Annotated in this window: 21 protein-coding genes, 1 tRNA gene and 2 pseudogenes; 7 read left to right on the forward strand and 17 right to left on the reverse strand. The window is 66.7% G+C overall.

All coding sequences use genetic code 11. The features are described from left to right. Positions 1-5: 5 nt before the first annotated feature. Both ileS and ACMVY4_RS09595 read right to left on the reverse strand, forming a co-directional pair. Positions 6-2,807, reverse strand: coding sequence for an isoleucine--tRNA ligase (gene ileS / locus ACMVY4_RS09590; RefSeq protein WP_416899930.1), 2,802 nt, complete (start codon positions 2,805-2,807; stop codon positions 6-8). Positions 2,808-2,991: 184 nt separating this feature from the next. Further along, positions 2,992-4,131 (reverse strand): mandelate racemase/muconate lactonizing enzyme family protein, encoded by a 1,140-nt coding sequence (locus ACMVY4_RS09595; RefSeq protein WP_416899931.1) that lies wholly within the window; start codon positions 4,129-4,131, stop codon positions 2,992-2,994. A 40-nt stretch (positions 4,132-4,171) separates the two neighbouring features. Between ACMVY4_RS09595 and ACMVY4_RS09600 the strand changes: the two genes are divergently transcribed. The 3 genes from ACMVY4_RS09600 to ACMVY4_RS09610 all read left to right on the forward strand — a co-directional run bounded on the left by ACMVY4_RS09600 (position 4,172) and on the right by ACMVY4_RS09610 (position 5,762). After that, positions 4,172-4,258 (forward strand) — tRNA-Leu (locus ACMVY4_RS09600). 75 nt (positions 4,259-4,333) lie between these two features. Then, a complete protein-coding gene (locus ACMVY4_RS09605; protein WP_416899932.1) occupies positions 4,334-4,885 on the forward strand; it encodes a PAS domain-containing protein in 552 nt (183 codons plus the stop codon). A 110-nt stretch (positions 4,886-4,995) separates the two neighbouring features. After that, positions 4,996-5,762 (forward strand): IS5 family transposase gene (locus ACMVY4_RS09610; RefSeq protein WP_416899933.1). Its coding sequence is split into 2 segments (ribosomal slippage): positions 4,996-5,320 and positions 5,320-5,762, totalling 768 coding nucleotides; the frame shifts between segments, so codons are not numbered across the junction. Here the strand turns inward: ACMVY4_RS09610 and ACMVY4_RS09615 are convergent. Then, positions 5,759-7,024, reverse strand: a complete 1,266-nt coding sequence (locus ACMVY4_RS09615; RefSeq protein ID WP_416899934.1) for an EAL domain-containing protein — start codon at positions 7,022-7,024, stop codon at positions 5,759-5,761. The genes ACMVY4_RS09610 and ACMVY4_RS09615 overlap by 4 nt on opposite strands. 167 nt (positions 7,025-7,191) lie before the next feature. On the opposite strand from ACMVY4_RS09615, the gene ACMVY4_RS09620 reads away from it, so the two are divergent. Beyond that, a complete protein-coding gene (locus ACMVY4_RS09620) occupies positions 7,192-7,887 on the forward strand; it encodes a VOC family protein (protein WP_416899935.1) in 696 nt (231 codons plus the stop codon). Positions 7,888-7,894: 7 nt separating this feature from the next. Here ACMVY4_RS09620 and ACMVY4_RS09625 read toward each other — a convergent pair whose 3' ends face one another. The 3 genes from ACMVY4_RS09625 to ACMVY4_RS09635 are packed head-to-tail and all read right to left on the reverse strand — an operon-like array spanning position 7,895 to position 10,211. Next, positions 7,895-8,638 carry a hypothetical protein gene (locus ACMVY4_RS09625; RefSeq protein ID WP_416899936.1) on the reverse strand — a complete coding sequence of 248 codons (744 nt, stop codon included), beginning with the start codon at positions 8,636-8,638 and terminating at the stop codon, positions 7,895-7,897. 53 nt (positions 8,639-8,691) lie between these two features. Further along, entirely contained in the window at positions 8,692-9,843 is a 1,152-nt protein-coding gene (locus ACMVY4_RS09630; protein ID WP_416899937.1) for a hypothetical protein, read from the reverse strand. Continuing rightward, complete coding sequence (locus tag ACMVY4_RS09635; RefSeq protein WP_416899938.1) at positions 9,840-10,211, reverse strand: 2OG-Fe(II) oxygenase; 372 nt, start codon at positions 10,209-10,211, stop codon at positions 9,840-9,842. Before ACMVY4_RS09635 ends, ACMVY4_RS09630 begins: the two co-directional genes overlap by 4 nt. On the opposite strand from ACMVY4_RS09635, the gene ACMVY4_RS09640 reads away from it, so the two are divergent. Next, positions 10,201-10,506: a hypothetical protein gene (locus ACMVY4_RS09640; protein ID WP_416899939.1), complete on the forward strand. Its 306-nt coding sequence runs from the start codon at positions 10,201-10,203 to the stop codon at positions 10,504-10,506. The two genes, ACMVY4_RS09635 and ACMVY4_RS09640, sit on opposite strands and share 11 nt — an antisense overlap. Here the strand turns inward: ACMVY4_RS09640 and ACMVY4_RS09645 are convergent. The 9 genes and pseudogenes from ACMVY4_RS09645 to ACMVY4_RS09685 form a co-directional block, all read right to left on the reverse strand. Beyond that, positions 10,470-11,501: a mitochondrial fission ELM1 family protein gene (locus tag ACMVY4_RS09645; RefSeq protein ID WP_416899940.1), complete on the reverse strand. Its 1,032-nt coding sequence runs from the start codon at positions 11,499-11,501 to the stop codon at positions 10,470-10,472. The two genes, ACMVY4_RS09640 and ACMVY4_RS09645, sit on opposite strands and share 37 nt — an antisense overlap. Positions 11,502-11,606: 105 nt before the next feature. Further along, entirely contained in the window at positions 11,607-13,337 is a 1,731-nt protein-coding gene (gene rpsA / locus ACMVY4_RS09650) for a 30S ribosomal protein S1 (protein WP_416899941.1), read from the reverse strand. 81 nt (positions 13,338-13,418) lie between these two features. Continuing rightward, positions 13,419-14,072 carry a (d)CMP kinase gene (cmk, locus tag ACMVY4_RS09655; protein ID WP_416899942.1) on the reverse strand — a complete coding sequence of 218 codons (654 nt, stop codon included), beginning with the start codon at positions 14,070-14,072 and terminating at the stop codon, positions 13,419-13,421. Between the two features lie 16 nt (positions 14,073-14,088). Further along, on the reverse strand, positions 14,089-15,339 hold the full coding sequence (locus ACMVY4_RS09660) for an MFS transporter (protein ID WP_416899943.1): 1,251 nt from the start codon (positions 15,337-15,339) through the stop codon (positions 14,089-14,091). Further along, positions 15,336-16,235 (reverse strand): 4-(cytidine 5'-diphospho)-2-C-methyl-D-erythritol kinase, encoded by a 900-nt coding sequence (locus tag ACMVY4_RS09665; protein ID WP_416899944.1) that lies wholly within the window; start codon positions 16,233-16,235, stop codon positions 15,336-15,338. The genes ACMVY4_RS09660 and ACMVY4_RS09665 overlap by 4 nt, the downstream gene beginning before the upstream one ends. Beyond that, entirely contained in the window at positions 16,219-16,431 is a 213-nt protein-coding gene (locus ACMVY4_RS09670; RefSeq protein WP_416900291.1) for a hypothetical protein, read from the reverse strand. Before ACMVY4_RS09670 ends, ACMVY4_RS09665 begins: the two co-directional genes overlap by 17 nt. A gap of 85 nt (positions 16,432-16,516) precedes the next feature. Continuing rightward, positions 16,517-17,995 (reverse strand): annotated as a pseudogene (locus ACMVY4_RS09675) (tetratricopeptide repeat protein); the annotation flags it as partial. 113 nt (positions 17,996-18,108) lie between these two features. Continuing rightward, on the reverse strand, positions 18,109-18,576 hold the full coding sequence (locus ACMVY4_RS09680; protein WP_416899945.1) for a DUF1223 domain-containing protein: 468 nt from the start codon (positions 18,574-18,576) through the stop codon (positions 18,109-18,111). A gap of 37 nt (positions 18,577-18,613) precedes the next feature. Beyond that, positions 18,614-18,697: pseudogene (locus tag ACMVY4_RS09685) on the reverse strand (DUF1223 domain-containing protein); the annotation flags it as partial. Between ACMVY4_RS09685 and ACMVY4_RS09690 the strand changes: the two are divergent. Further along, a complete protein-coding gene (locus ACMVY4_RS09690) occupies positions 18,681-18,857 on the forward strand; it encodes a hypothetical protein (protein ID WP_416899946.1) in 177 nt (58 codons plus the stop codon). The pseudogene ACMVY4_RS09685 and the gene ACMVY4_RS09690 sit on opposite strands and share 17 nt — an antisense overlap. 63 nt (positions 18,858-18,920) lie before the next feature. Here ACMVY4_RS09690 and acnA read toward each other — a convergent pair whose 3' ends face one another. Next, positions 18,921-21,590 (reverse strand): aconitate hydratase AcnA, encoded by a 2,670-nt coding sequence (gene acnA, locus ACMVY4_RS09695; RefSeq protein WP_416900292.1) that lies wholly within the window; start codon positions 21,588-21,590, stop codon positions 18,921-18,923. A 156-nt stretch (positions 21,591-21,746) separates the two neighbouring features. Between acnA and ACMVY4_RS09700 the strand changes: the two genes are divergently transcribed. After that, positions 21,747-22,091, forward strand: a complete 345-nt coding sequence (locus ACMVY4_RS09700; RefSeq protein ID WP_416899947.1) for a gamma-glutamylcyclotransferase family protein — start codon at positions 21,747-21,749, stop codon at positions 22,089-22,091. Here the strand turns inward: ACMVY4_RS09700 and ACMVY4_RS09705 are convergent. Further along, positions 22,088-23,041, reverse strand: coding sequence for an META domain-containing protein (locus tag ACMVY4_RS09705; protein ID WP_416899948.1), 954 nt, complete (start codon positions 23,039-23,041; stop codon positions 22,088-22,090). The two genes, ACMVY4_RS09700 and ACMVY4_RS09705, sit on opposite strands and share 4 nt — an antisense overlap. Between the last annotated feature and the right edge of the window lie 6 nt (positions 23,042-23,047).

Here is a 23,047-nt window from a genome sequence, read left to right on the forward strand (position 1 = left end):
CCGGATCAGGCCGCGGCGTCGTAGGCCTCGACCGCGTCCGCGCAGCGGTTGCAGATACTGTCTTCGGTCTCGACCTCGTCCAGGACCATCCAGCAGCGGTTGCACTTGTGGCCGCTGGACATCTCCGAGACCACGGCGACGCCCTCGACTTCCTCCCAGGTGAAGGCGTCGGCCGGCGGCGCATCGGTCGAGATCTTCAGGCCGGAGGTGATGCAGAGCTCGGCCATGTCGACGCCCTGCAGCAGCGCCGCATCGTCGGCGCCGACAAACACCACCGGCGAGGCCTGCAAGCTGGCGCCGATGCGCTTCTCGCGCCGCTCCACTTCCAGCGCGCCGGTGACGACGCGGCGGATGCGGGCGATGCGGCCCCACTTCTCGCCCAGCTTCTCGTCGAACCAGTCGCCCGGAATGTCGGGGAAGGTGCGGACGTGCACGCCGTCCCGGTCGTCCGGGAAGCGGGTCAGCCAGACCTCTTCCGCGGTGAAGCAGGTGATCGGCGCGAACCAGGTCGTCAGACAGTGGAACAGCTTGTCCATCACCGTCCGCGCGGCGCGGCGGCGGGTGCTGTCCGGCCGGTCGCAGTAGAGCGCGTCCTTGCGGACGTCGAAGTAGAACGACGAGAGCTCGACCGCGCAGAAGTTGAACAGCGCCACGTAGAGCCGGTGGAAATCGTATTCCAGCAGCGACTCGCGCACCGTCCGGTCCATCACCGCGATCCGGTGCAGCATGTAGCGCTCCAGCTCCGGCATCTCGGCAGGCGCGATTTCCTCCGCGGCGGTGTAGCCGCCCAGGCTGCCCAGCAGGAAGCGGAAGGTGTTGCGGATGCGGCGGTAGCTGTCGGCCTGCGCCTTCAGGATGTTCTTCCCGAAGCGGATGTCGTCGGTGTAGTCGGCCGAGGCCACCCAGAGCCGAAGGATGTCGGCGCCGTAGTCCTTGAAGATGTCCTGGGGCGAGATGGTGTTGCCCGTGGACTTCGACATCTTCTCCGCCTTCTCGTCCAGGATGAAGCCGTGGGTGAGGATGGCGTCATAGGGCGCACGGCCGCGGGTGCCGCAGCTTTCCAGCAGCGAGGAATGGAACCAGCCGCGATGCTGGTCGGTGCCCTCCAGATAGAGGTCGGCGGGCCATTTCAGGTCCTCGCGCGGCTCCAGGCAGAAGGCGTGGGTGGTGCCGGAATCGAACCAGACGTCGAGAATGTCCGACGCCTTCTCGTAGTCGTTCGGGTTGTAGTCGTTGCCCAGGAAGTAGGCCGCGTCATTGTCGAACCAGGCGTCGCAGCCCTCGGCCTCGATGGCGTCGACGATGCGCTTGTTGACGGTCTCGTCGCGCAGCGGCTGGCCGGTCGCGGTCTCGACGAAGACGGTGATCGGCACGCCCCAGACGCGCTGGCGGGACAGCAGCCAGTCGGGCCGGTTGGCGATCATGCTGTGCAGCCGGTTCTTGCCCGACTTCGGGTAGAACGCCGTCTCCGAAATGGCCTTCAGCGCCTTGTCGCGGATGCCGGTGGTCTCCATCGAGATGAACCACTGCGGCGCGTTTCGGAAGATCAGCGGCGCCTTGGACCGCCACGAATGCGGGTAGGAGTGGGTGATCTTCGAATGCGCCAGCAGGCCGCCATGCTCGGTCAGGGTCTCGATGACCGGCTTGTCGGCCTTGTAGACATGATGCCCGGCGAAGTGGGGCACGTGGTCGTAGTAGAGGCCGGCCGGATCGACGGTGTCCGGAATTTCGACGCCGTTGGCGACGCCCAGATCGAAGTCCTCCGCGCCGTGGCCCGGGGCGATGTGGACGAAGCCCGTGCCCTGGTCGGTGGTGACATAGTCGGCCGGCAGCAGCCGGTCCTCGTAGTCGTAGCCCAGCGCGCGCAGCGGATGGTGGCAGACCGTGCCTTCCGGCTTCGTGACCTCGGCGACGCGGGTCCAGCTCTCGATGCCCGCGGCCTCGCGCACGCCCTCGGCCAGATCGTCGGCCAGCGCCAGCTTTTCGCCGACCACGGCAAGCGAGCCCTCGGCGGCGGCATCGACGCGGTAGACGCCGTATCTGATCTCCTCGCCATAGGCGAGCGCGCGGTTGCCGGGGATGGTCCATGGCGTCGTCGTCCAGATCAGGATCGACGCGCCTTCCAGCGCCGGATCATCGGTCTTCACGACGGGGAAGCGCACCCAGATCGTGGTCGAGACATGGTCGTGATACTCGATCTCCGCCTCGGCCAGGCTGGTCTTCTCGACGGGCGACCACATGACGGCCTTGGAGCCCTTGTAGAGCGAGCCGTCCATCAGGAACTTCAGCAGTTCCTTCACGGTGTGGGCCTCGCTCTCATAGGCCATGGTCTGGTACGGATCCTCGAAGTCGCCGATGACGCCCAGGCGCTTGAAGCCGTCCATCTGCACGCCGATCCAGTGCTCGGCGAACTCGCGGCATTCGCGGCGGAACTCGTTGACCGGCACCTCGTCCTTGTTCTTGCCGGCCTTGCGGTACTTCTCCTCGATCTTCCATTCGATCGGCAGGCCGTGGCAGTCCCAGCCGGGAACGTAGTTGGCGTCATAGCCCATCATCTGCCGCGAGCGGTTGATGACGTCCTTCAGCACCTTGTTGAGCGCGTGGCCCATGTGAATCTCGCCATTGGCGTAGGGCGGGCCGTCGTGCAGCACGAACAGCTCGCGGCCTTTCGAGACCTCGCGCAGGCGCCGGTAGAGATTTATCTCCTCCCAGCGGGCGAGGATCTCCGGCTCCTTCTGTGGCAGGCCGGCGCGCATGGGAAAGTCGGTCTTCGGCAGGAAGACGGTTTCTCGATAATCTCGGGTCATGATCGGAGCCTCTGGGCTCTGGAGTGCGTGGAATGGTCGGACAGGCGGTCACCCGGCCCCGGCGTCACAGGGCCGGGCCGGTAATTCGCGGCAGCGTCCGTATTATGGCGGCAGTCGTCCACATGCGCCCGGCTTATAGCCCCGGCTCCGGGGCTTGTCGAGACGGGCGGGGTACGGGACAGGCCTACCGCATCCGCCAGCGTTCCAGCACCTCGCGGCGTACCTTGATCCCGAGGCCCGGACCGGTCGGCACCTGCGCCACGCCGTTGGCCACGGGGATGGGTTCGACCAGCAGGTCCTGGCGGAATGGATGCGGCGTGGAATCGTATTCCAGCAGTGGCTGATGCGCGCCGAAGGCCGGGGCGGTCGTGGGCAGGACCGCCAGCAACTGCATCGCCGCGGCGAGCCCGATCCCGGTGCCCCACACATGGGGGTTGTGGCGCAAACCGTGGGTCCAGGCCATGTCGGCGATGCGCTTCGCCTCGGTCAGGCCGCCGCAGGAGGCCGTGTCGGGCTGGATGATGTCCATCGCGCCAGCCTCGAGAATCCGGCGGAAATCGTGCCGGGTGAAGCTGCATTCGCCGCCCGCGATGGGGATCGAGGTCGAGCGGCGAAGTTCGGCGTAGCCTTCCAGGTCTTCCGGCGCCACGGGCTCCTCGAACCAGCCGATGTCCAGGGGCTCCATCGCCCGGGCCAGTCTCGCCGCCTGGACGCGGTCGCAGCCGTGATTGGCGTCCACGAACAGTTCGGCCCGGTCGCCGATGACGTCCCGCAGCATCCCGACCAGTGCGATGTCGTCCTGGAACCCGAATCCGACCTTGGTCTTCATCGCTGTGAATCCGGCGTCCAGATAGCCTTGGGCCTCTTCGCGCAGCATGGCGTGATTTTCGGCGGTGTCGTCGGAGCGGCGGTAGAGGCCGGTGGCGTAGGCGCGGACCTCGCGCCGGACGGGACCGCCCATCAGCTCGTGCACCGGCGCGCCGAAATGCTTGCCGCGGAGGTCCCAGAGCGCGATGTCGATGGCCGATAGCGCCTGGACCGCGATGCCCCGCTGCCCGTGATCGCGCAGCGCGTTATAGAGCTCTTCCCAGATCGCGTCGCCGGGCAGCGGGCTGCGGCCTGTCAGCCGCGGGGCGTAGATGTTGTCGATCACGCTGGCGAGCGGCTTCGGTGGGCCGTAGCCGTCGCCCCAGCCCGTGAGACCGCTGTCGGTCTCGATCTCGACCACCAGCCCGACGCGCGTGTCGACCCAAGCCTGGCTGAAGGCGAAGGGCCGGTCGATCGGCGCGGCGAGCGGGTGCGCGCGTATGCTCGTGATTTTCATGCCGGCAGTGTAAGACGGGAGCCGACCGCGTTGGCAACTCCCGGGCGTGGCGGAATTGGTAGACGCACCAGACTTAAAATCTGAGGGGCAGCAGCCCGTGCCGGTTCAAGTCCGGCCGCCCGGACCACAAGGCCTGACGTTTCCGTTTGTTGTTCCGGACGCGGTGCCGCTGCGGTAGCCTTCGGGCCGGGGGAAATCGCACGTGCCAATCGACGCCGCGGCCGAGTTCAGGATCATCGTCGCCGACAGCATTCCGGAGAGCGCGGATCCGCGCATCTTCCGGTTTCTCGACGCGTGGCGCGGGGCGCGGCATGGCCGGCTGCTGCCGCGGAAGCGGGACTTCGAACCGCTGGATGTCGCCGACCTTCTGGGCTGCGTCTGGCTCTACCGTTACGACGGCGAGGCCGGAGACTTCATCTGCCGGCTGGCCGGCGAGGCTGTGAACGATGCCTGGGGCGGCAGCATCCGAGGCCTCACCCTGCGCCGGATCGTGGGCGAGGCGGACTATCCGGTGATGATCGGGCGCTGGCGGCGCATCGTCTCGACGCCGCTGATCCATTACGGCGCCGACAGCGAGCGACTGTCGGGGCTGAGTGCGCGCCGCGCCGAACGGTTGCTGATGCCGATGACCGACGATGAGGGGGAGGCGGTCTTCATGCTCGGTCTCAGCCTCTACCGGATCGAAAGCGCCGACGCGACGCGGCCGGTCCTCACGCCGGAGGACATGATCCAGGTGCCGTGCGAACGGATCTGACGGGGGCGGTGCTGCCGGACCGGGCGGGCTAGGTTCTGAACCCATAAAGGGGATTCTGTTTCGGTTCTTTGGGTGATTTACTCTGGTGGGTGAATTGCAGGAGGTCCGGAATGGCGCGCTTTGATCTGACCGATTTCGAATGGGAGCTGATCGAGCCGCTGCTCCCGAACAAGCCGCGGGGCGTTCCCCGGGTGGATGACCGCAGGGTTCTCAACGGCATTTTCTGGGTGCTGCGCACCGGCTCGCCCTGGCGCGACCTGCCGGAGCGCTATGGCCCGCACACCACGGTCTACAACCGCTTCAACCGCTGGGCGAAGGCGGGCGTCTGGGTGCGGGTCTTCGAAGCGCTGGCCAGGAAATCGCCGGATTCGATGCAGTTCATCGACAGCTCCATCATCCGCGCCCACCAGCACGCCGCCTCCGGCAAAAAGGGGGCGCGGATCACGCCATTGGCCGTTCTCGTGGAGGACTGAGCACCAAGATCAACGCCATGGTCGACGAGCGCGGCCTGCCGGTCGCGCTGGTGCTCAGCCCGGGCCAGGCCTCCGACAAGGCGGCTGTTGCGGAACTCCTTGCCGCCCATCCGGCGACGGGCGACGTGGTGGCCGACCGGGGCTATGACGCCCGGGCCGTGCTGGACCTGATCGCGGCGCAGGGCGGTCGCGGCCACATTCCCACCCAGCGCGACCGCAAGGTCCAGCGCAGCGTCGATCCGGCGCTCTACCGCCGGCGCAATGTCGTCGAGCGCTTCTTCAACAAACTCAAACACTTCCGGAAGATCGCAACACGCTACGAGAAATCCGCCCGAAACTACCTCGCAGCCGTCCTCATCGCTTCAACCCGAATATGGCTGCGCGCTTATGAGTTCGCGTCCTAGACGGCGAGCCGGGCTGCCGGCCTTTCAGACCGCGGCCGCTGGGTCGTCCGGACGAAAGGGCCGGGGGTCTGCCCGATCCTCCGGGACATGTCCGCCGCTGTCATCGGCTTCGCGATCAGGAAGCCCTGGCCATAGGTGCTGCCAAAGCCGCGCAGCATCTCGATCTCGCCGATGTCCTCGATGCCCTCGGCCACGGTGTCCATACCCAGGCCGCCTGCCATGTCGACGATGGACTGCACCAGTTGCCGGGAGCCCGCATCGCCCGCCATGCGGCAGACGAAGGCGCGGTCGATCTTCAGCGTGTCGAACGGGAAGCGGTGCAGGTAGCTGAGGCTGGAGAAGCCGGTGCCGAAATCGTCGATGGCGAGCTTCACGCCGGTGTCCTTCAGCCGCGACAAGGCCGCCGCGGCGTGGTCCGGGCCCTCCACCAGCAAGCTCTCGGTCAGTTCCAGCTTGATCTGCTCTGGCGCGACGCCGGAACCGGAGATGATCGCCGCCAGCGCGCCGGTCTCCTTCGGGTCGAACAGCTGCGCCGCGGAGACGTTGATCGAGACGAAGGGCTGCGGCGCACCGGCCGGCAGCGCGCCGGCGAAGTCGTGGTGATCCGCGAGGCCCTGTTCCAGCGCCCAGCGGCCCATCTCGACGATCATGCCGGTGTCTTCCGCCAGCGGGATGAACTCGCCCGGCGACACGAAGCCGTTCTCCGTGTGGTACCAGCGCATCAGCGCCTCGTAGCCGGCCAGCCTGCCGTCAGCGAGGCCGACGATGGGCTGATAGTGGAGCGAGAATTCGCCCGCTTCTGTGGCGCGGCGGAGCTGACGCTCGGTGCTGACCCGGCGCAACGCGATGTCGCGGACTTCCTCCAGCGCCTTGCGGCCCGCCTCGGTCTGGCCCGGCCCTTCATTGTGGCCGGCCATGCCGCGCGAGGCCTCGTTCAGGCGCTCGGTCATCATCTGCAGCATCAGACGGGTGAGGGGATCGGCCTTCTCGATCGGCTTCATCAGCCGGTTGCGGCGGAGCACCAGCAGCGTCGTGCCCTTCAGCGCCCGCGCCGTGGCCGAGCGCGGCGCGTTGGCGATCAGCGCCATCTCGCCGATGATCTCGCCCGGACCCAGGGCCGCGATCACCTTCTCGCCATCGCCGGCCCTGACCGAAATCTCGATCAGACCTTCTTCGATGATGTAGGCATCATCCCCTACGTCGCCTTCATAGAAGACGACCTCGCCAGGCTTGAGCTCACGCGCATGGATATAGTCGGACATGAAGGCCCACGCCCCTTCGTCGTTCCGGGATACCACAGTATCATAGCGCGGCGGAGTTACAGAACCGTCAACGTAGGGGTGTGACGGTTGATTCAGGCCGCGTCCAATACTCGATCTTTTGTGTGACGGCGCGCATGATTCAGGGGACGGCAGCACGGGAGGAAGCCATGAACAGGGTCGAAGGCCTGCACCACATCGCGATCACAACCGGCGACATGAAGGGACAGATCGAGTTCTTTACCGACCGGCTCGGCATGGAACTGGTCGCGCTCTACTGGATGCACGGCGTCGAAAACACCTTCCACGGGTTCCTTCGGCTGAACGACGAAAGCTCGATCGCGCTGGTCCACAATCCGGAGATCGCGAAGATCCCGCGCGAGATCGGCGTGACCCATTCAGGCAATCCGGGCGCCAACTGCGCGCCGGGGGTGATGCAGCATCTGGCGCTGAAGGTCTCCGGTCACGAGGAACTGCTGGCGCTGCGCGACCGGCTGCGGTCGAAGGGCGTTCCGGTGGTCGGGCCGAAGGATCACGGCTTCTGCATGTCGATCTACTTCGCCGGGCCGGAGAACCTGTCGCTGGAACTCAGCTACTCGACGCAGCCCATCGACGCCCGCGCCTGGATCGATCCGGAAGTCGTCGAACTGTGCGGCATCAGCGCCGACGAGCTGGCGCGCTACAAGCAGTCCTCGGATTTCGACGATCAGGGCGGTGCCGTCCCGCAGCCGGGGCCGGACGCGCCGGGACCGCACATGATCTACCCGGAAGCGCTCTACAAGGCGATCCTGCGTACCTCGGACGAGAAGATGCTGGAGATGAGCGAGAACGAACCGCCGGTAAAGGTCACCGAAGCGGCGGAGTAGGGGACGCTCAGTATCCGAACATGTGGTCCAGGCAGAATGCCGCGCCGGGCCGCACCAGGCCGTGGAAGCCGAACAGGCGGCAGGTCGCGTCGCGGATCTGGACATAGGCGCCGTCGCCGGCCTTCGCCCGGGTCGCGGCATCGAAGACCTCCGAATAGCGGATGTGGTGCGAGCCGCCGCGCGGGATCCGGATGCGCTCGGATGCAATCTCCTCGCCCTTTCCGGTGAACAGGTTGAGATCCGTGGTCGACGTCTCGGCCCACTTCATCGAAGCCGGATAAAGCAGGTGGCACATGGTGTCCGCGCCATTGTCGCCAAGGCGCAGGAACAGCCGCGTCGTCAGGCCCGGCGGCCGTCCGACATAGGATTGCGGCTCGTCGCGGAAGACGATCGGCATGTTGAACATGTGCGCGCCGAAGATGGTCTCCGCCCGGTGGCCGGTCTCGCGCTGCTCGATGCGGGCCAGCGCATGCAGCCAGCCATCGGCGCCGCCGCCGTCGCGGAAGTCGTAGAGAAACTCGACATGACCCGCGCCCGAGGGCAGCGACGCGCCGGCCTCCGCCAGGAATTCGTCGATGTCGATGGCGACCGACTCGCGCCGCCCGATGCGGCCCAGGAACTTCTCCGCCTGCAGGCTGCCGTCGGCGTCAAAGACCTCGATCCGGATCGGCAGTTCGCTCTGCCCCGTCGCCATCGGCGTGGGCAGGCAAACGGTGTGGAACTCGTCCAGCGGCAGCAGCGGCAGCGGCATGATGTAGCCGCGGCCGAGATGGGCGGCATTCGTCTCGATCTCGGGGTTCGGCTTCAGGTCCGTGCGCTCGACATTGGCGTGCGCGATGCGGCGGCGGCCGTTGGCCGGCGGACGACCTCGTAGCGCGGGCGCACGAAATACTCGCCGGCCCGGACCTCGATCTGGTCGGGGAAGCGCGCATCGGGCAGCAGTTCGCCGACGTCGACCAACCGCGTGCCGAAGGGCGGAATGGCTTCCGGATAGGCGCTGACGTCCTGCCCGCCCATCAGGTTGAAGCCGATGGCGCCGGCCGGAATCTCGATCGGGTGGCTGTTCTGAACCCACAGGATCAGCTGCTCGTCGTCGTCGGGCGCGGGCATGCCGGCGTAGAACTCGGCCGGCCAGGCGTTGGCGTCGTGGGTGCAGGACATTTCGTCGGGCCGGTCGCCATAGGTGTCGAGCGCGTATTTGACGATCTCGTGGAACGGTGCGCCGACCGCATGCAGGAACAGCGATCCGCAGAAATCGCCGAGGCCGAAGCGCTGCCGCACCTCCTGGCTGTCGATCACCACCGAGGCGCCGGCGGGGCCGAGATCATGGTCCCACTCGGCCAGGATGGTTCCGTCCTCGCCCATCAGGATGCACCAGAGCACGGGCTTCGTCGGGCCCGCGGTCCAGTAGTTCGCGGTCATGACTCGCGTGTGCTGGCCGTCCATGTCGCGCAGCAGGGCGAAGTTGGTGGCGAAGTTCTTCGGGTCCAGATAGACGCGCTTGTGGGTGATGCGGTCGTCGGGCAGCCGGATCGCATCCAGCGTTTCAACCCGGACGCTGTCGGGCAGCACGTATTGAAGGTGGGCGGCCAGCTTGCCGTCATCGTCGAAGGCGGTCAGGACCAGCGTGTCGATCCCGTCGCCGATGCCGTTGATCAGGTTCGCATCCAGCCCGGCGAACTCGCGCCCGAGGTGCTCGACCTGCTGGACGAAATAGGCGGCGGGCTTGAGCGCCTGCAGATTGTAGAGCGCGTTGACCGTCTGCACGTCACCAAGCGGATCGTAGATGCCGATCCGGCCCATCTCCTCCAGCGACTGGCGCCAGGCTCGGCCCTTGCCGGCGATGGCCGGATGGCCCAGCGCCTTGAACAGCGTGCTGCCGCCGGCATTGTTGCCCGGCCGCCAGCCGCGTGAATGGTCGGCATTGCTGAAGGTGTTGATGTCGAGCTTGTTCATGCTGTCCTTGCCGCAAAGGGGTTCAGACGCTTGAGCGTCGCCGAGACCCGGTGGCGCTTGCGTTCGCGGTCGGCCACCGCCTGGCTGGTGACCCAGTTGATCTGGATGGTGCGCCGCCGGCCCTGGAAAGGCTCGTGGCCATGCCATGATCTGTCCGACCGGCGGAAGATCATCAGATTGCCGGAGGACGGCTCGATCTCCTCGGCATAGTCGTTCAGGTCGTCCCCGCACCGGAGCACACGCAGCCGGCCGCCCTCGTCCTTCCAGGGCGGGTTCAGGTAGATCAGCACGGTGATCAGCTTGCTGAGCGAATCCGTGTGGATCTGGCCGTCCTTCAACTGCGTCGCGCCGCGCACGGTGCAGGTCATCGCGGCCGGTCAGGTCGATGCCGAACTTCTCCTCCACCGCCTGGCGGAAGTCGTCCTGATGCAGACGGTCGATCAGGGTGCCGAAATTGTGGCCGTAGGAAAGTTCCGCCAGCGGGAACGAGCCGGGCTGACGAATGTCCGGAAAATCCTCTCCGATCTCCTGCAGGCTGTCGACGGGCACGAAGCCGGGCACCACGACATAGTCGTAGGGATCCGTCTTCAGCGGCGTCGCCCTGAGCCGTTCGATGTCAACGGAGATCATCTGCCTGGTTCTCCCGTTCCGTCCGGTGCGTGAAAGGACACCGGGTCCTGTCCCCGTTCCTTGAGATGGATCAAGAATTGGCGCTGCACGAGTGCGGCAACCGTCGCGGTATCATCGAGGGGGCCGTAGGTCCAGTCCGCCAAGTGTCCGTCGAGAACGCGGGTGCGGCCGCTTTCCCGCATCGCTTCGTGGAACCGCGCGAACTTAGCGTTGCCGCCCTCGAGATGGTGGACATAGACCGGCTTGCCGGTGCCGCAAGCCTCGGAGACCATGTTCACCGAATCCGAAGTCACGACGAAGGCGTCGCCGAGCCCCATCCAGCCGAGATAGGGATTGGGCCTGTCCTCGGTGTGCCAGACCGCCGGAACGCCTTCCAGCTCGGCCTTCAGCAGTTCGACATGCCCAGCCTCGGTCCGTCGCGACGGCGTGATCGCGAGACCCCCACCGGATTCGCCGGCCAAGGCCTTCAGCTTCTGGCCGAGATCGCGGACATTGGCGTCGGTCATGTGGAAGACCTTGTTGGCGCCGCCCAGCAGCACGACGATCAGCGGACGCGGCAGGGCTTCGACCGTCGGCGCGAATGCTGCCGCCGCCGTCTCGATGGCTTCCTGGCGGATGCGGTTCAGGGCGCCGAAGGTCTGCACGACGTTGGCGCCGGTCAGACGGTCGTGCTGCGGCACGGCGATCAGATCGAACCTGTCGGGCGCGATCGTCGGGTTCTGGATCTGGACGGTGAAGGTGCGCCCCTGGCTGGCGCGGCGGATGGCGACCGACAGCGCCACCGTCTGCCGGCCCGTCGCGATCAGCAGGTCGGGCCAGGGCGGGTCGAGCCGGTCGGAAGCCGGCGACAGGGCGGACAAGGGGCTGAACCAGAGCTGGGGCGGCAGGCTGCGCCAGGGCTGGCGGATATCGACCCGTTTGACGACGGGGGCGAGGCCAAGCGCCTCGGCAAGTCCCAGGCACTGGTTTTCCATGCCCGCCTTGCCGTCGGACATCACCCAGCAGTCGGGCGCGGCGTCAGGGTCCAATCGTCGTCTCCGAAACGGAAAGCGGGGAACGGCGCCGCCGTCCCCCGCTCCGGGTTGGATAACCGCTTCGGTTCCGGCGCGGCGGCCGGAACCGGGGCGCGGGTCTTACTTGTCGTCCTCGTCGTCGCCCTCGTTGGCCTCCATGCGGGCCTTCAGGGCGGCGCCCAGGATGTCGCCGAGGCTGGCACCCGAGTCGGAGGAACCGTAGTTGGCCACGGCTTCCTTCTCCTCGGCCACTTCCAGCGCCTTGACCGACAGGTTCACCTTGCGGGTCTTGTTATCGACGCTGATGACGTTGGCGTCGATCTTGTCGCCCACGGCGAAGCGGTCAGGCCGCTGCTCGGAACGGTCGCGGCTCAGGTCGCCCTTGCGGATGAAGCCCGCCAGACCGTCGGAGGTCTCGACCTCCAGGCCGGCATCCAGCACGCGGGTGACCGAGCAGGTCACCGTGTTGCCGCGCTTCAGCGACTTGGCGCCGGCGAACGGGTCGTTCTCCAGCTGCTTGATACCCAGGCTGATGCGTTCCTTCTCGGTGTCCACATCGAGAACGATCGCCTGCACCATGTCGCCCTTGTTGTACTGGTCCATGGCCTGCTCGCTGGACATCTCCCAGCTGAGGTCGGACATGTGGACCATGCCGTCGATTTCGCCGTCCAGGCCAACGAACAGACCGAATTCGGTCTTGTTCTTGACCTCGCCCTCGACGGTGGAGCCGACCGGGTGCTGGTCCGCGAAGCTGTCCCACGGATTGTCCATGGTCTGCTTCAGGCCCAGGCTGATGCGGCGCTTGTCGGGATCGACCTCCAGCACCTGAACGGTGACTTCCTGGCTGGTCGAGACGATCTTGCCCGGATGCACGTTCTTCTTGGTCCACGACATCTCGGAAACGTGGATCAGACCCTCGACACCGGCCTCCAGCTCGACGAACGCGCCGTAGTCAGTGATGTTGGTGACGCGGCCGGCCAGGCGTGCGCCCACCGGGTACTTCAGCGCCACGCCGTCCCACGGGTCGGCCTGCAGCTGCTTCATGCCAAGACTTATGCGCTGGGTTTCCTTATTGATCTTGATCACCTGGACCTTGACGGTCTCGCCGATGTTCAGGACTTCCGAAGGATGGTTCACGCGGCGCCAGGACATGTCGGTGACATGCAGCAGGCCGTCGATGCCGCCCAGGTCGACGAACGCACCGTAATCGGTGATGTTCTTGACCACGCCATCGGTGACCATGCCCTCTTCCAGGCGCTGGATCAGCTCCTGGCGCGCCTCGGCGCGGGTCTCTTCCAGAACCGCACGGCGGCTGACGACGATGTTCCCGCGGCGGCGGTCCATCTTCAGGATCTGGAACGGCTGCGGGGTGTTCATCAGCGGTCCGACGTCGCGGATCGGCCGGATGTCGACCTGGCTGCCCGGCAGGAAGGCCACGGCGCCCGAAAGGTCGACGGTGAAGCCGCCCTTCACGCGTCCGATGATCTGGCCCTCGACGCGCTCGTTGGCGGCGTAGGACTTCTCCAGCTTGGCCCAGGCCTCTTCGCGGCGGGCCTTCTCGCGGCTGATGACGGCCTCGTGCTGGCCGTTCTCGATCCGCTCGAGATAGACCTCGACGGCGTCGCCGGTCTTGATCTCGGCGGAATTGCCGCCGAACTCCCGCATCGGAATGCGGCCTTCGGTCTTCAGGCCGACGTCGACGACAACGAAGTCATGCTCGACGGAAAGGACGGTTCCCTTGACGACGGAACCTTCCAGATTGTCTTCGGAGCCGTAGGTCTCGTCCAGGAGGGCGGCAAAATCCTCCTTGGTCGGGAGCTGGGAATCAGCTCCGATCGATACATCGCTCATGCGAGAGTTTTCTCCTTTCAGCGGCTCCCGGTCTGAATTTGCCGCGTCCCGTCGGATCGTCGGCACCGTGGAGCCTTTCCGTCAGCCAGCGTTCTTCCCGTCCAATCGGGACAGACACGCCTTCAGGCAGGCGGAAAACGCGGCCTCTATATCCAATTCCGTAGTATCGATCAACACCGCATCGTCGGCTTTTGACAATGGCGCGTTGCTTCGTTTCTGGTCCCGCGCGTCTCGATTTCGCAAGTCTTCAAGGACATCTTCGTATTTCACGGTCACGCCCTTGTCCGTCAACTCGCGGAAACGGCGGCCGGCGCGCACCTCGTCGGATGCGGTGACGAACAACTTCGCTGGCGCGTCCGGACAGATGACCGTGCCGATGTCGCGGCCGTCCAGAACCGCACCCCGGCCGCCCGGCGGGTTCGCCGCGAAGTCGCGCTGATAGCGGAACAGGGCGTCGCGCACCGGCTGGATCGCCGCGACCGTCGACGCCAGATTGCCGGTGGCCTCTTCGCGCAGCGCCGGGTCCGAAAGATCGTCCGGCTCGATGCCTTCAGCGGCGCGGACAGCTGTCGCCTCGTCCGGACCGGTGATGCCCTCACGGCGCAGCCCCAGGGCTGTCGCGCGGTAGAGCGCCCCCGTATCCAGCCAGTCGTAGCCGAAATGCGCCGCAAGCCGCCGCGCCAGCGTCCCCTTGCCCGAAGCTGTCGGGCCGTCGACGGCAATCACGTTCTTCATGCGGCCTCCCCGGGGCTCAGTCTATGTCGTCCTGATGCTTGCCCTCGCCATGCTGCGTCAAGGCAAACATGGCCGGCGACGTCCTGAGCAGGCTGACGAAGGCGCTCTGGCGTTCGCGGGGCACCGAAGGCCGGCGGCTGCGGCGGTAGATGACGAAGCCCAGGAACAGGGCGTGGACCCCGCAGATGAACCAGAACAGCGCCGGCGGGCCGAACTGGTCCATCATCACCGCTGCGACCGGAGACCCGATGAACGCGCCTGCCGCGAAACAGAGCAGCAGCCCGGCCGCCAGGGTCACGAAGCGTCCGGGCGGGCAGTGATCGTTGGCATGCGCCGAGGAGAGCGAATAGAGCGGCAGGGCGAAGCCGCCGAACAGGGCCGAGCCGATGAAGATCGTCATCGGACTCATGCCTGCGGCGATGACGATGAACAGGCTCGCTGCCGATGCGCCGACGGTCACGCCCATGATGATCGTTCGGCGGTCGAACCGGTCCGACAGCCAGCCGATCGGAAACTGGCTGACCGCACCGGCGGCGATGAACAGCGACAGAAACGTGGCGACTTCGGCCACATCAAGCCCCGCCGCGGTCGCGTAGGTCGGACTCAGGGTGCGGAAAGCGCCATTGGCCATGCCTACGGCAACGCAGCCGGCGCAGGCGACGGGCGACATTCGCCAGACGGCTTTCAGGTCGAAGCGCACGGAATCCGGTACGCTGGGACTGGAATGATTGGACAGCGTCACCGGCATCAGGGCCACGCAGAAGAAGATCGCGCAGACGACGAAGATGTGGAAGTCCTCGATGCCGACGACCGGCAACAGGAACTGCCCGCCGGTGACCGCGCCCAGATCGACGACCCGGTACATGCTCAGGATGCGGCCGCGGTTGCGGTTCTCGATCAGCCCGTTGAGCCAGCTCTCGATCACGGTCGAGATGCCCGAGAAGGCGAGTCCCTGGACGAAGCGGGCTGCGGTCCAGACTTCCGCCTCGATCCAGAGCAGCATCCCGAGGGTGGTTGCAGCAGCGGCTGCGGCCAGCCCGGCGAAGACCCGGATGTGGCCGGCCTGGCGGATCAGGTGGATCGACAGCCACGACGCCAGCAGAAAGCCGAGATAGTAGGCCGCGCCGAAGATGCCGATCCAGGTGCCGTCAAAGCCCTCGGCCGGCCCCCTGAGTGCAATCATGGTGACCAGCATGCCGTTTCCGGCCAGCAGCACCGCGGCCGAGATCAGGATCGGCGCCAGTGTCCGCCATCTGGACGTGGTCACGTCAGCAGCCGGCCCGGCGCCACCCACCAGTCCGGGTGTGCGGAGGCGATATTGTCGGCGCGCCGTGCCGCCGTCTGCCAGTCGTCGAACAGGCCGAAACAGGTCGCGCCGGACCCCGACATGCGGGCGATCCGGCAGCCTTCCACGTCCTGAAGCGTTTCGACGATTTTCCCGATCGCGGGCAACAGGCGCCGCGCCGGAGGTTCGAGACTGTTGCCGGTGGCCCGCAGCCGATCGAGCCAGAGCTCCCGGTTGCCTGCGGCCGTCCAGTCCTGCCGTCCGAGATCGGCGAAGGGCTCGCCGTTCCGGAAGTCGGCGAAGACCGCAGGGGTCGGCAGCGGCTTCATGGGGTTGATCAGGATGACGCCCAGACCCGCCGGTACCGCGGCCGGGGATATCTGCTCGCCGATGCCCCGCATCAGGATGGCCGAGCGCTGCAGACAGGCAGGCACGTCGGCGCCGAGCCCGAGGCCGATTGCGGCCAGTTCTTCCTGGGACAGGCCGAGGTTCCAGAACCGGTTCAGCGCCAGCAGCGTCGCTGCCGCGTCGGCGGATCCGCCGCCGATGCCGGCCGCGACGGGCAGGTTCTTGTCCAGCCGGATCGAGGCGCCGAGGCGGTCGCCGCCACGCGCCCGCAACGCTTCTGCAGCACGTAGCACGAGATTTTCACCGGCCGGTCCGTCGATCAGCCCGGCGAAGCGGCCGGCGACAGTCAGGTTGACGCCGGCGGTCCCGGACGGCGATACCGTGATCCGGTCGCCGATGCTGGCAAAGGCGACAAGGCTTTCCAGAAGGTGGTAACCGTCGTCGCGGCGTCCGACGACGTGCAGGAAAAGGTTGATCTTGGCCGGGGCGTCGAAGCTCTGGACCTGCAGATCCTCAGAAACGGCAGCCACCGAATTCCTTCGCGTTACCCAGACCATCGGCCAGCTTGGCCCGGATCGCGGGGATCAGGTCGGGGTCGGGATCGAGCTGCAGCGCGTGGCGCCACTGGAAGCAGCTCTCGCGGCGGCGGCCGACATGCCAGTAGGCATCGCCCAGGTGATCGTTGATCGTCGAATCCTGCGGGCGCAGGCTGGCGGCGCGTTCCAGATGCTTGACCGCGGTGTCGAAGTCGCCCTTCTGGAAATAGGCCCAGCCAAGGCTGTCGACGACGTAGCCGTCGGCCTGGCCGAAGGTCCACGGCCTTTTCGATCATGGCCACGGCCTCTTCCAGCTTCACGCCCTGATCGGCCCAGGAATAGCCGAGATAGTTCATGACCAGCGGCTGGTCCGGGCTGAGTTCCAGGGCCTTTTTCAGGTTCGCTTCGGCCTCGTCCCAGCGCAGGGACCGCTCCAGGGCGATGCCGTAGGCGTAGAAGATCGACCAGTGGCGCGGCCCAGGCGTCTCGATCCGGGCCACCGTCTCACGATAGACTTCGGCCGCTTCCCGGAAGCGCTTGTGGCCGCGCATCATGTCCGCCAGCGTCGCCAGCGTGGTCAGGTTGTCCGGCCGCTCCTCGGCCATCTGGCGCAGGATGCGTTCGGCCTCCTCGGTCTGGCCGAGGCTGTCCAGCACCCAGGCGATGCGGATGCGGGCGGACCAGTGATAGGGCGAATCCGCGGCGATTGCCTTGAAGGCATCCATCGCCTCTTCCATATGGCCGCTTTCCTCGAGCATGTCGCCGAGCAGCGCGTGGCCGACATCCAGACCGGGGCGGATGTACAGCGCCAGCCGCAGGTAGATGAGGGAAACGTCGCTGGCCGACTCGCTGGAGAGTGCGGAAGCCGCGCCATAGAACGCTTCGGCGACGCCGTCCTGTGCGGAACTCACCGGAAAGGCGCTTTCGATGGGACGTCCGTGATTCAGATAGGCCCGGAGAACAGGATCCTCGCCGTAGCGGGCGGCCAGACCCTTCAGATAGGCGTCCACGGCACCCGGACCGTCACGGCGGCCCAGCAGCGCCGCGTAGATCAGCCGGGACCGCAGATCCAGCGACATGTTGTCGGGCAGGGAGTCGAAGGTCTCGATGGCCGCCGCCGGATCGCCGGACGCGGCCTGGATCATGGCCTTGTGATAGATCAGGAACGGCGCGAAGGAGCGCTTCCCCTCCAGCGGTTCGAGCCGCGCCAGCGCCAGCTCGATATCGCCCGCGCCGAAGGCGGCCCAGGCCTTCACCAGCGGTCCGAGCAGCTGCATGGTCCCGCGGCGGTCGGCCTTTTCCACAAGCGCATCGGCCTTGCCGTAGCGCGCGTTCTTCATGTGGTCGACGACCTTGACCAGATTGGCCACCGGCGCCGCCTTGTTCGTCTTCAGCACCCGTTCGGCCAGCGGCAGGGCGCGCTCGATGCGGCCGTCGCTGACATCCAGCAGGAAGGAACGGTGGGCGAGCCAGTCATTGCCGGGATCGGCGGCCAGCGCCCGGGCGTAGTAGGACGACGCGGCGGACGTATCGCCGTCCTTGCGGGCCTGACGGCCGGCAAGAAAGGCGCCTATGCCTTCGCCGGAGACGCGGGCCAGCGGCGATGCGGGCGATTTGGTCTCGCTCTCGATCGCTGCGATCCGGGTCGGCTGAGGAGCATCATCCGCCAGCGCTGTGCCGGCGGAAACAAGGAGGGCGCTGCCCAAAACGACACCAAGGGGCACCCTGCAGGAAATCGCGCTGGGTATGATCATGAGGCCTATTTTCAGTGTGCCGGCGCGCCCTGCAACCGGAAAACTTGGTTAACGGGCGAAGTTGTGACTGTCGGCGCGGATTCGCGACTTGGTGTGACCGGAGACGGCTGCGGTCAACTGCCGGATCTGACGAGCCGGGCAGCGCCGAGGATCGGGCCGTAGCCGCCGGCCTGAACGATGACCGCGCAGCCGTCGCGCCCGTTGTCCCAGGCGTTGTTGACGTCGACCGGCACCGTCAGCGGCGCTTCGCCATCCCACACGGCAATCCGCTCGATATGGCGGACGACATTGAAGTAGGAAAGCGTCTTGCCGGAGTTCTCGCCGCGCTTGATGTCGACATCGTGGCGGTTGTCGAACATGACGACCCAGACCCAGGCGGTTTCCTTCAGCTTGCGCGGCGCCAGCACAACGTGGAAATGGCCTTTGCCCATGGGCTTGAGCTCGATCTCGACCATCGGATCTGTCTGCCGTGCGCTGATCGCGTGTTCGACGGCGGCCTTGCGGCTGCCGACGACCTGATCCTGACCGCCCACGACAATCTGGGGCGTGTAGGCGTAGCGACCGCCGGCGCTGGCCGACATAGCTGCGCTGGCGCGTCGAGGACTCGGGCATCGCGAAGGTGTCGCGCCAGCCGATATAGTCCCAGTAGTCGACGTGGAAGCTGAGGCCGAGAACGTCGTCACGCTTGACCAGATCGCCCATCAGCCGGTCGGCCGGCGGACAGGAATTGCAGCCCTGGCTGGTGAACAGTTCGACGACCGTCAGCGGCTTGTCGCCGGCCGCTGCAGGCTGGGACAGCCAGAGCGCCGCCGCCGCGAAGGCGGCCATCCATGTCGTCGTCTTCAGCATGGGCCGAACCTAGATCGGCGGTAGGCTCCGGGCGAGTCACATGGGGGTGACCCGCCCGAAACCGGATGTTAACCGCTCAGGCCGCCAGACGCCGCAGCACGTAGTGCAGGATGCCGCCGTGCTTGTAGTAGTCGACTTCGTCGGCGGTATCGATACGGCAGAGCAGGCTGATCGTCTCGCTGCTGCCATCCGCGCGGGTGATGGTGCAGGACACGTCCTGGCGCGGCCTGATGCCATCGGAGATGCCGCTGAGCGAGATCGTCTCCGTGCCGTCCAGGTTGAGGGACTTGCGGTTCTGGCCGTCCTTGAAGACCAGCGGCAGCACGCCCATAAACACCAGATTGGAACGGTGGATACGCTCGAAGCTCTCGGCGATCACCGCCTTCACGCCCAGCAGGCTGGTGCCCTTGGCCGCCCAGTCGCGCGACGAGCCGGTGCCGTATTCCTTGCCGGCGATGACGACCAGCGGGGTGCCTTCTTCCTGGTAGCGCATGGCGGCGTCGTAGATGGTCATGTCGTCGCCCGACGGCTGATGCTTGGTGAAACCGCCTTCCGTGCCCGGCGCCATCTCGTTGCGGATGCGGATGTTGGCGAAGGTGCCGCGCATCATCACCTCGTGATTGCCGCGCCGCGAGCCGTAGGAGTTGAACTCACGCGGCGGCACCTGATGACCGGACAGGTACTTGCCGGCCGGGTGCTCTTCCTTGAAGGAACCGGCGGGCGAGATGTGGTCGGTCGTGACCGAGTCGCCCATCAGCGCCAGAACGCGGGCGTCCGAGACATCGCTGAGCTCGCCCGGCTCTGCCTTCATGCCCTCGAAATAGGGCGGGTGCTGGACGTAGGTCGAGGTCGAGTCCCACGCGTAGGTCAGGCCGCCGGTGACGTCGATCTTCTTCCAGTTCTCGTCGCCGTCGAAGACGTTGCCGTAGCGCTTCTCGAACATGTCGGCGCGGACGCATTCGCGCACCGTGTCGACGACTTCCTGATTGGACGGCCAGATGTCCTTCAGGAACACGTCATTGCCGTCCTGATCCTGGCCGATCGCGTCTTCCAGGATGTTGATCTTCATCGAGCCGGCAATGGCGTAGGCGACGACCAGCATCGGCGAGGCGAGGTAGTTCGCCTGCACATGCGGGTTCACGCGGCCTTCGAAGTTGCGGTTGCCCGACAGCACGGAGCAGGCGACCAGATCCTTCTCGGTGATCGCGTTGGCGATCGGCTCCGGCAGCGGGCCGGAGTTGCCGATGCAGGTGGTGCAGCCATAGCCGACCAGGTTGAAGCCCAGCTTGTTCAGGTCGTCGGTCAGGCCGGCGGCGTCCAGATAGTCCGACACCACCTGGCTGCCCGGCGCCAGCGAGGTCTTCACCCAGGGCTTCACGGTCAGGCCCTTCGCCGCCGCGTTTCGCGCCACCAGACCCGCGCCCAGCATCACGCCGGGGTTCGAGGTGTTGGTGCACGAGGTGATGGCGGCGATGACCACGTCGCCATGGCCGACATCGGCGTCGATCTCCTTGACGTGGGCGCTGGCCGACTTGTCGGTCACCTTGAAGACCTCGGTCAGGGCCTTGTCGAAGGCGCCGGCGGCTTCGGACAGCGGCACGCGGTCCTGCGGGCGCTTCGGACCGGCCAGCGACGGCTCGACGGTCGAGATGTCGAGCTCGAGCGTGTCGGTGAAGACCGGGTCGATGTCGTCCAGCCACAGGCCCTGCTCCTTGGCATAGGCCTCGGTCAGCGCGATCTGCGCCTCCGAGCGCGCAGAGGAGCGCATGTAGGCGAGGGTCTCGTCGTCGACCGGGAAGAAGCCGCAGGTCGCGCCGTATTCGGGCGCCATGTTGGCGATGGTGGCGCGGTCGGCCAGGCTCATCTGCCGGACGCCGTCGCCGAAGAACTCGACGAACTTGCCGACCACGCCCTTCTTGCGCAGCATCTGGGTGACGGTCAGCACCAGGTCGGTCGCCGTGGTGCCTTCCTTCAGCTTTCCGGTCAGCTTGAAGCCGACGACTTCCGGGATCAGCATGGAGATCGGCTGGCCCAGCATGGCCGCCTCGGCCTCGATTCCGCCGACGCCCCAGCCCAGCACCGCCAAGCCGTTGACCATGGTGGTGTGGCTGTCCGTGCCAACCAGCGTGTCCGGATAGGCGATGGTCTTGCCGTCTTCTTCCTTCGTCCAGACCACCTTGGCCAGGTATTCCAGGTTCACCTGGTGGCAGATGCCGGTTCCCGGCGGCACGACGCGGAAGTTGTCGAACGCGGTGGAGCCCCAGCGCAGGAATTCGTAGCGCTCCTTGTTGCGGGCGTATTCCAGATCGACATTGGTCTGGAAGGCGGTGCCGTCGCCGAAGGCGTCGACCATGACCGAGTGGTCGATGACCAGATCGACCGGGCTCAGCGGATTGATCTTCTTCGGGTCGCCGCCCATCGATTCGATGGCCGCGCGCATGGCGGCCAGATCGACCACGGCGGGCACGCCGGTGAAGTCCTGCATCAGCACGCGCGCCGGGCGGTAGGCGATCTCGCGGTCGGAGGCGCGGTCGTTCAGCCAGGCTGCGGCAGCCTTCACGTCTTCGACGGTGACCGTGCGCCCGTCCTCGTAGCGCAGCAGGTTCTCCATCAGCACCTTCAGCGACTTCGGCAGGCGCGAGAGATCGCCCAGTTCGGCCTCTGCGGCCTTCAGGCTGTAGTAGTCGTAGGAATGGCCGCCGGCTTCCAGGCTGCGGCGCGTCTTAAGCGTGTCCTGACCCAAGATCTTCTCCTTCCATGTCGCGCGAGCGCAAAATCACGGACCCCCCGACCCCATGTCGCTGTCCGGTGTTTCCCGCATTGAATTCGTATCGCCGCATTTGTAGCAGTTGCCGTGATCACGACAAGCGGACAAACCGTCCGGGAATGGGGTGTTGCGTCGATGACGGACCTGATTGCCTTCTACGGTTCCCTGCGCAGGGACGCCGGTGACCGGGAAGCCCCGGCGAAGGACGGGCTGGCCGAGTATGCCGGCGCCTGCCGGTTGCGCGGGCGCATCGTCTGGCCGGGGCAGTACCCCGCGCTGGTGCCGGGAGGGGACGGCCTGGTCGAGGCCGACCTGTACCGCCTCATCAGCGACAGGGCGCTGGCGGTCTTCGACGACTGGGAGGATTACGACCCGGCGGATCCGCTGGCCGGGCCCTACATCCGCGAGGTTGTGCGTCTGGCGGACAGCGACCGGTCCGCATGGGTGTATCTGTTGAACCCGGCGGCCGGCCGTCCCTAGCGCTTGCCGCGGTGGGCAACCAGCTCGGAGCCTGCGCGGTCCCGGATCACCAGCTTGCCGCCGCCGTCGCGGAGGTCGAAGCTCTCTGCGCCGTCCAGAATGCCCAGAAACGCGTCCTCGACCGCCATCAGCGCCGTCGGACAGGCGCGCTTGGTGGCGGCGACAGGGCCAGTCAGGAAGCGCGGGCCGTCGGTCGTCGCGATGGTGAAGAAGCTGTTGCAGCCGCCCAGGCCGGTCAGCTTCCCCTCGGCCCCGAAGGTCAGGGTCGGCGGACGATCGCCCGGGACCGCATGGCCGTTCAGCGTGGAGACGATCCAGTGGCTTTCGTTCAGCAGCTCCCAGATCTCGCCGCCGCAGCCGCGCAGCGTGCGGTCGCCGAAGGCCACTTCGACCGTCTTCGGGAAGGGCGTGCCGGCCATGCTGTCATGACAGATGTCGCCCGAAATGCGGATATTCAGCGGACGGCCCTCAGCCTCGGTGGAGTAGGCCAGACCGTCATCCCCCTCGATTGCCGGCGGTTTGATGGCCTCGACCGTGGTCTGGCCGTAGTCGAGCAGCAGGGTGACGCCCGAAGCGCTGATCCCCAGCAGCCAGGGCGGCTCGTTCCCGCGGGCCTTGAAGGGCAGCATCGCCGCCTCGCCGGGCTCGATCCGGGTGCAGGCGACCGGCTCCGCGCCGCCGATCTCCAGCAGCGCCTCCGGTCCCTTCTCCCAGAACCGGACCGCCGCGCCACCGTCGACGCTGCGGTAGCGCACGCCCGACGCCGCGGGCTGCCGCTCGATCTGCCGCTTGCGGCCGGAGAGGGTGAGAGACGGATAGCCATGCCGGAGCGTCAGCACGACGTGATGCGGCCCGCAAGCGAACTCGGCGGTCGCCTTGCCGGTTTCGGCGGCAGTGGCCGGCCATGCGTACAGAACAAGGCCGCAGAGAATCGGGATTACGCTGCGCATCTGTCC

The sequence above is a fragment of the Minwuia sp. genome (assembly GCF_048007105.1).
Classification (GTDB): Bacteria; Pseudomonadota; Alphaproteobacteria; order Minwuiales; family Minwuiaceae; genus Minwuia.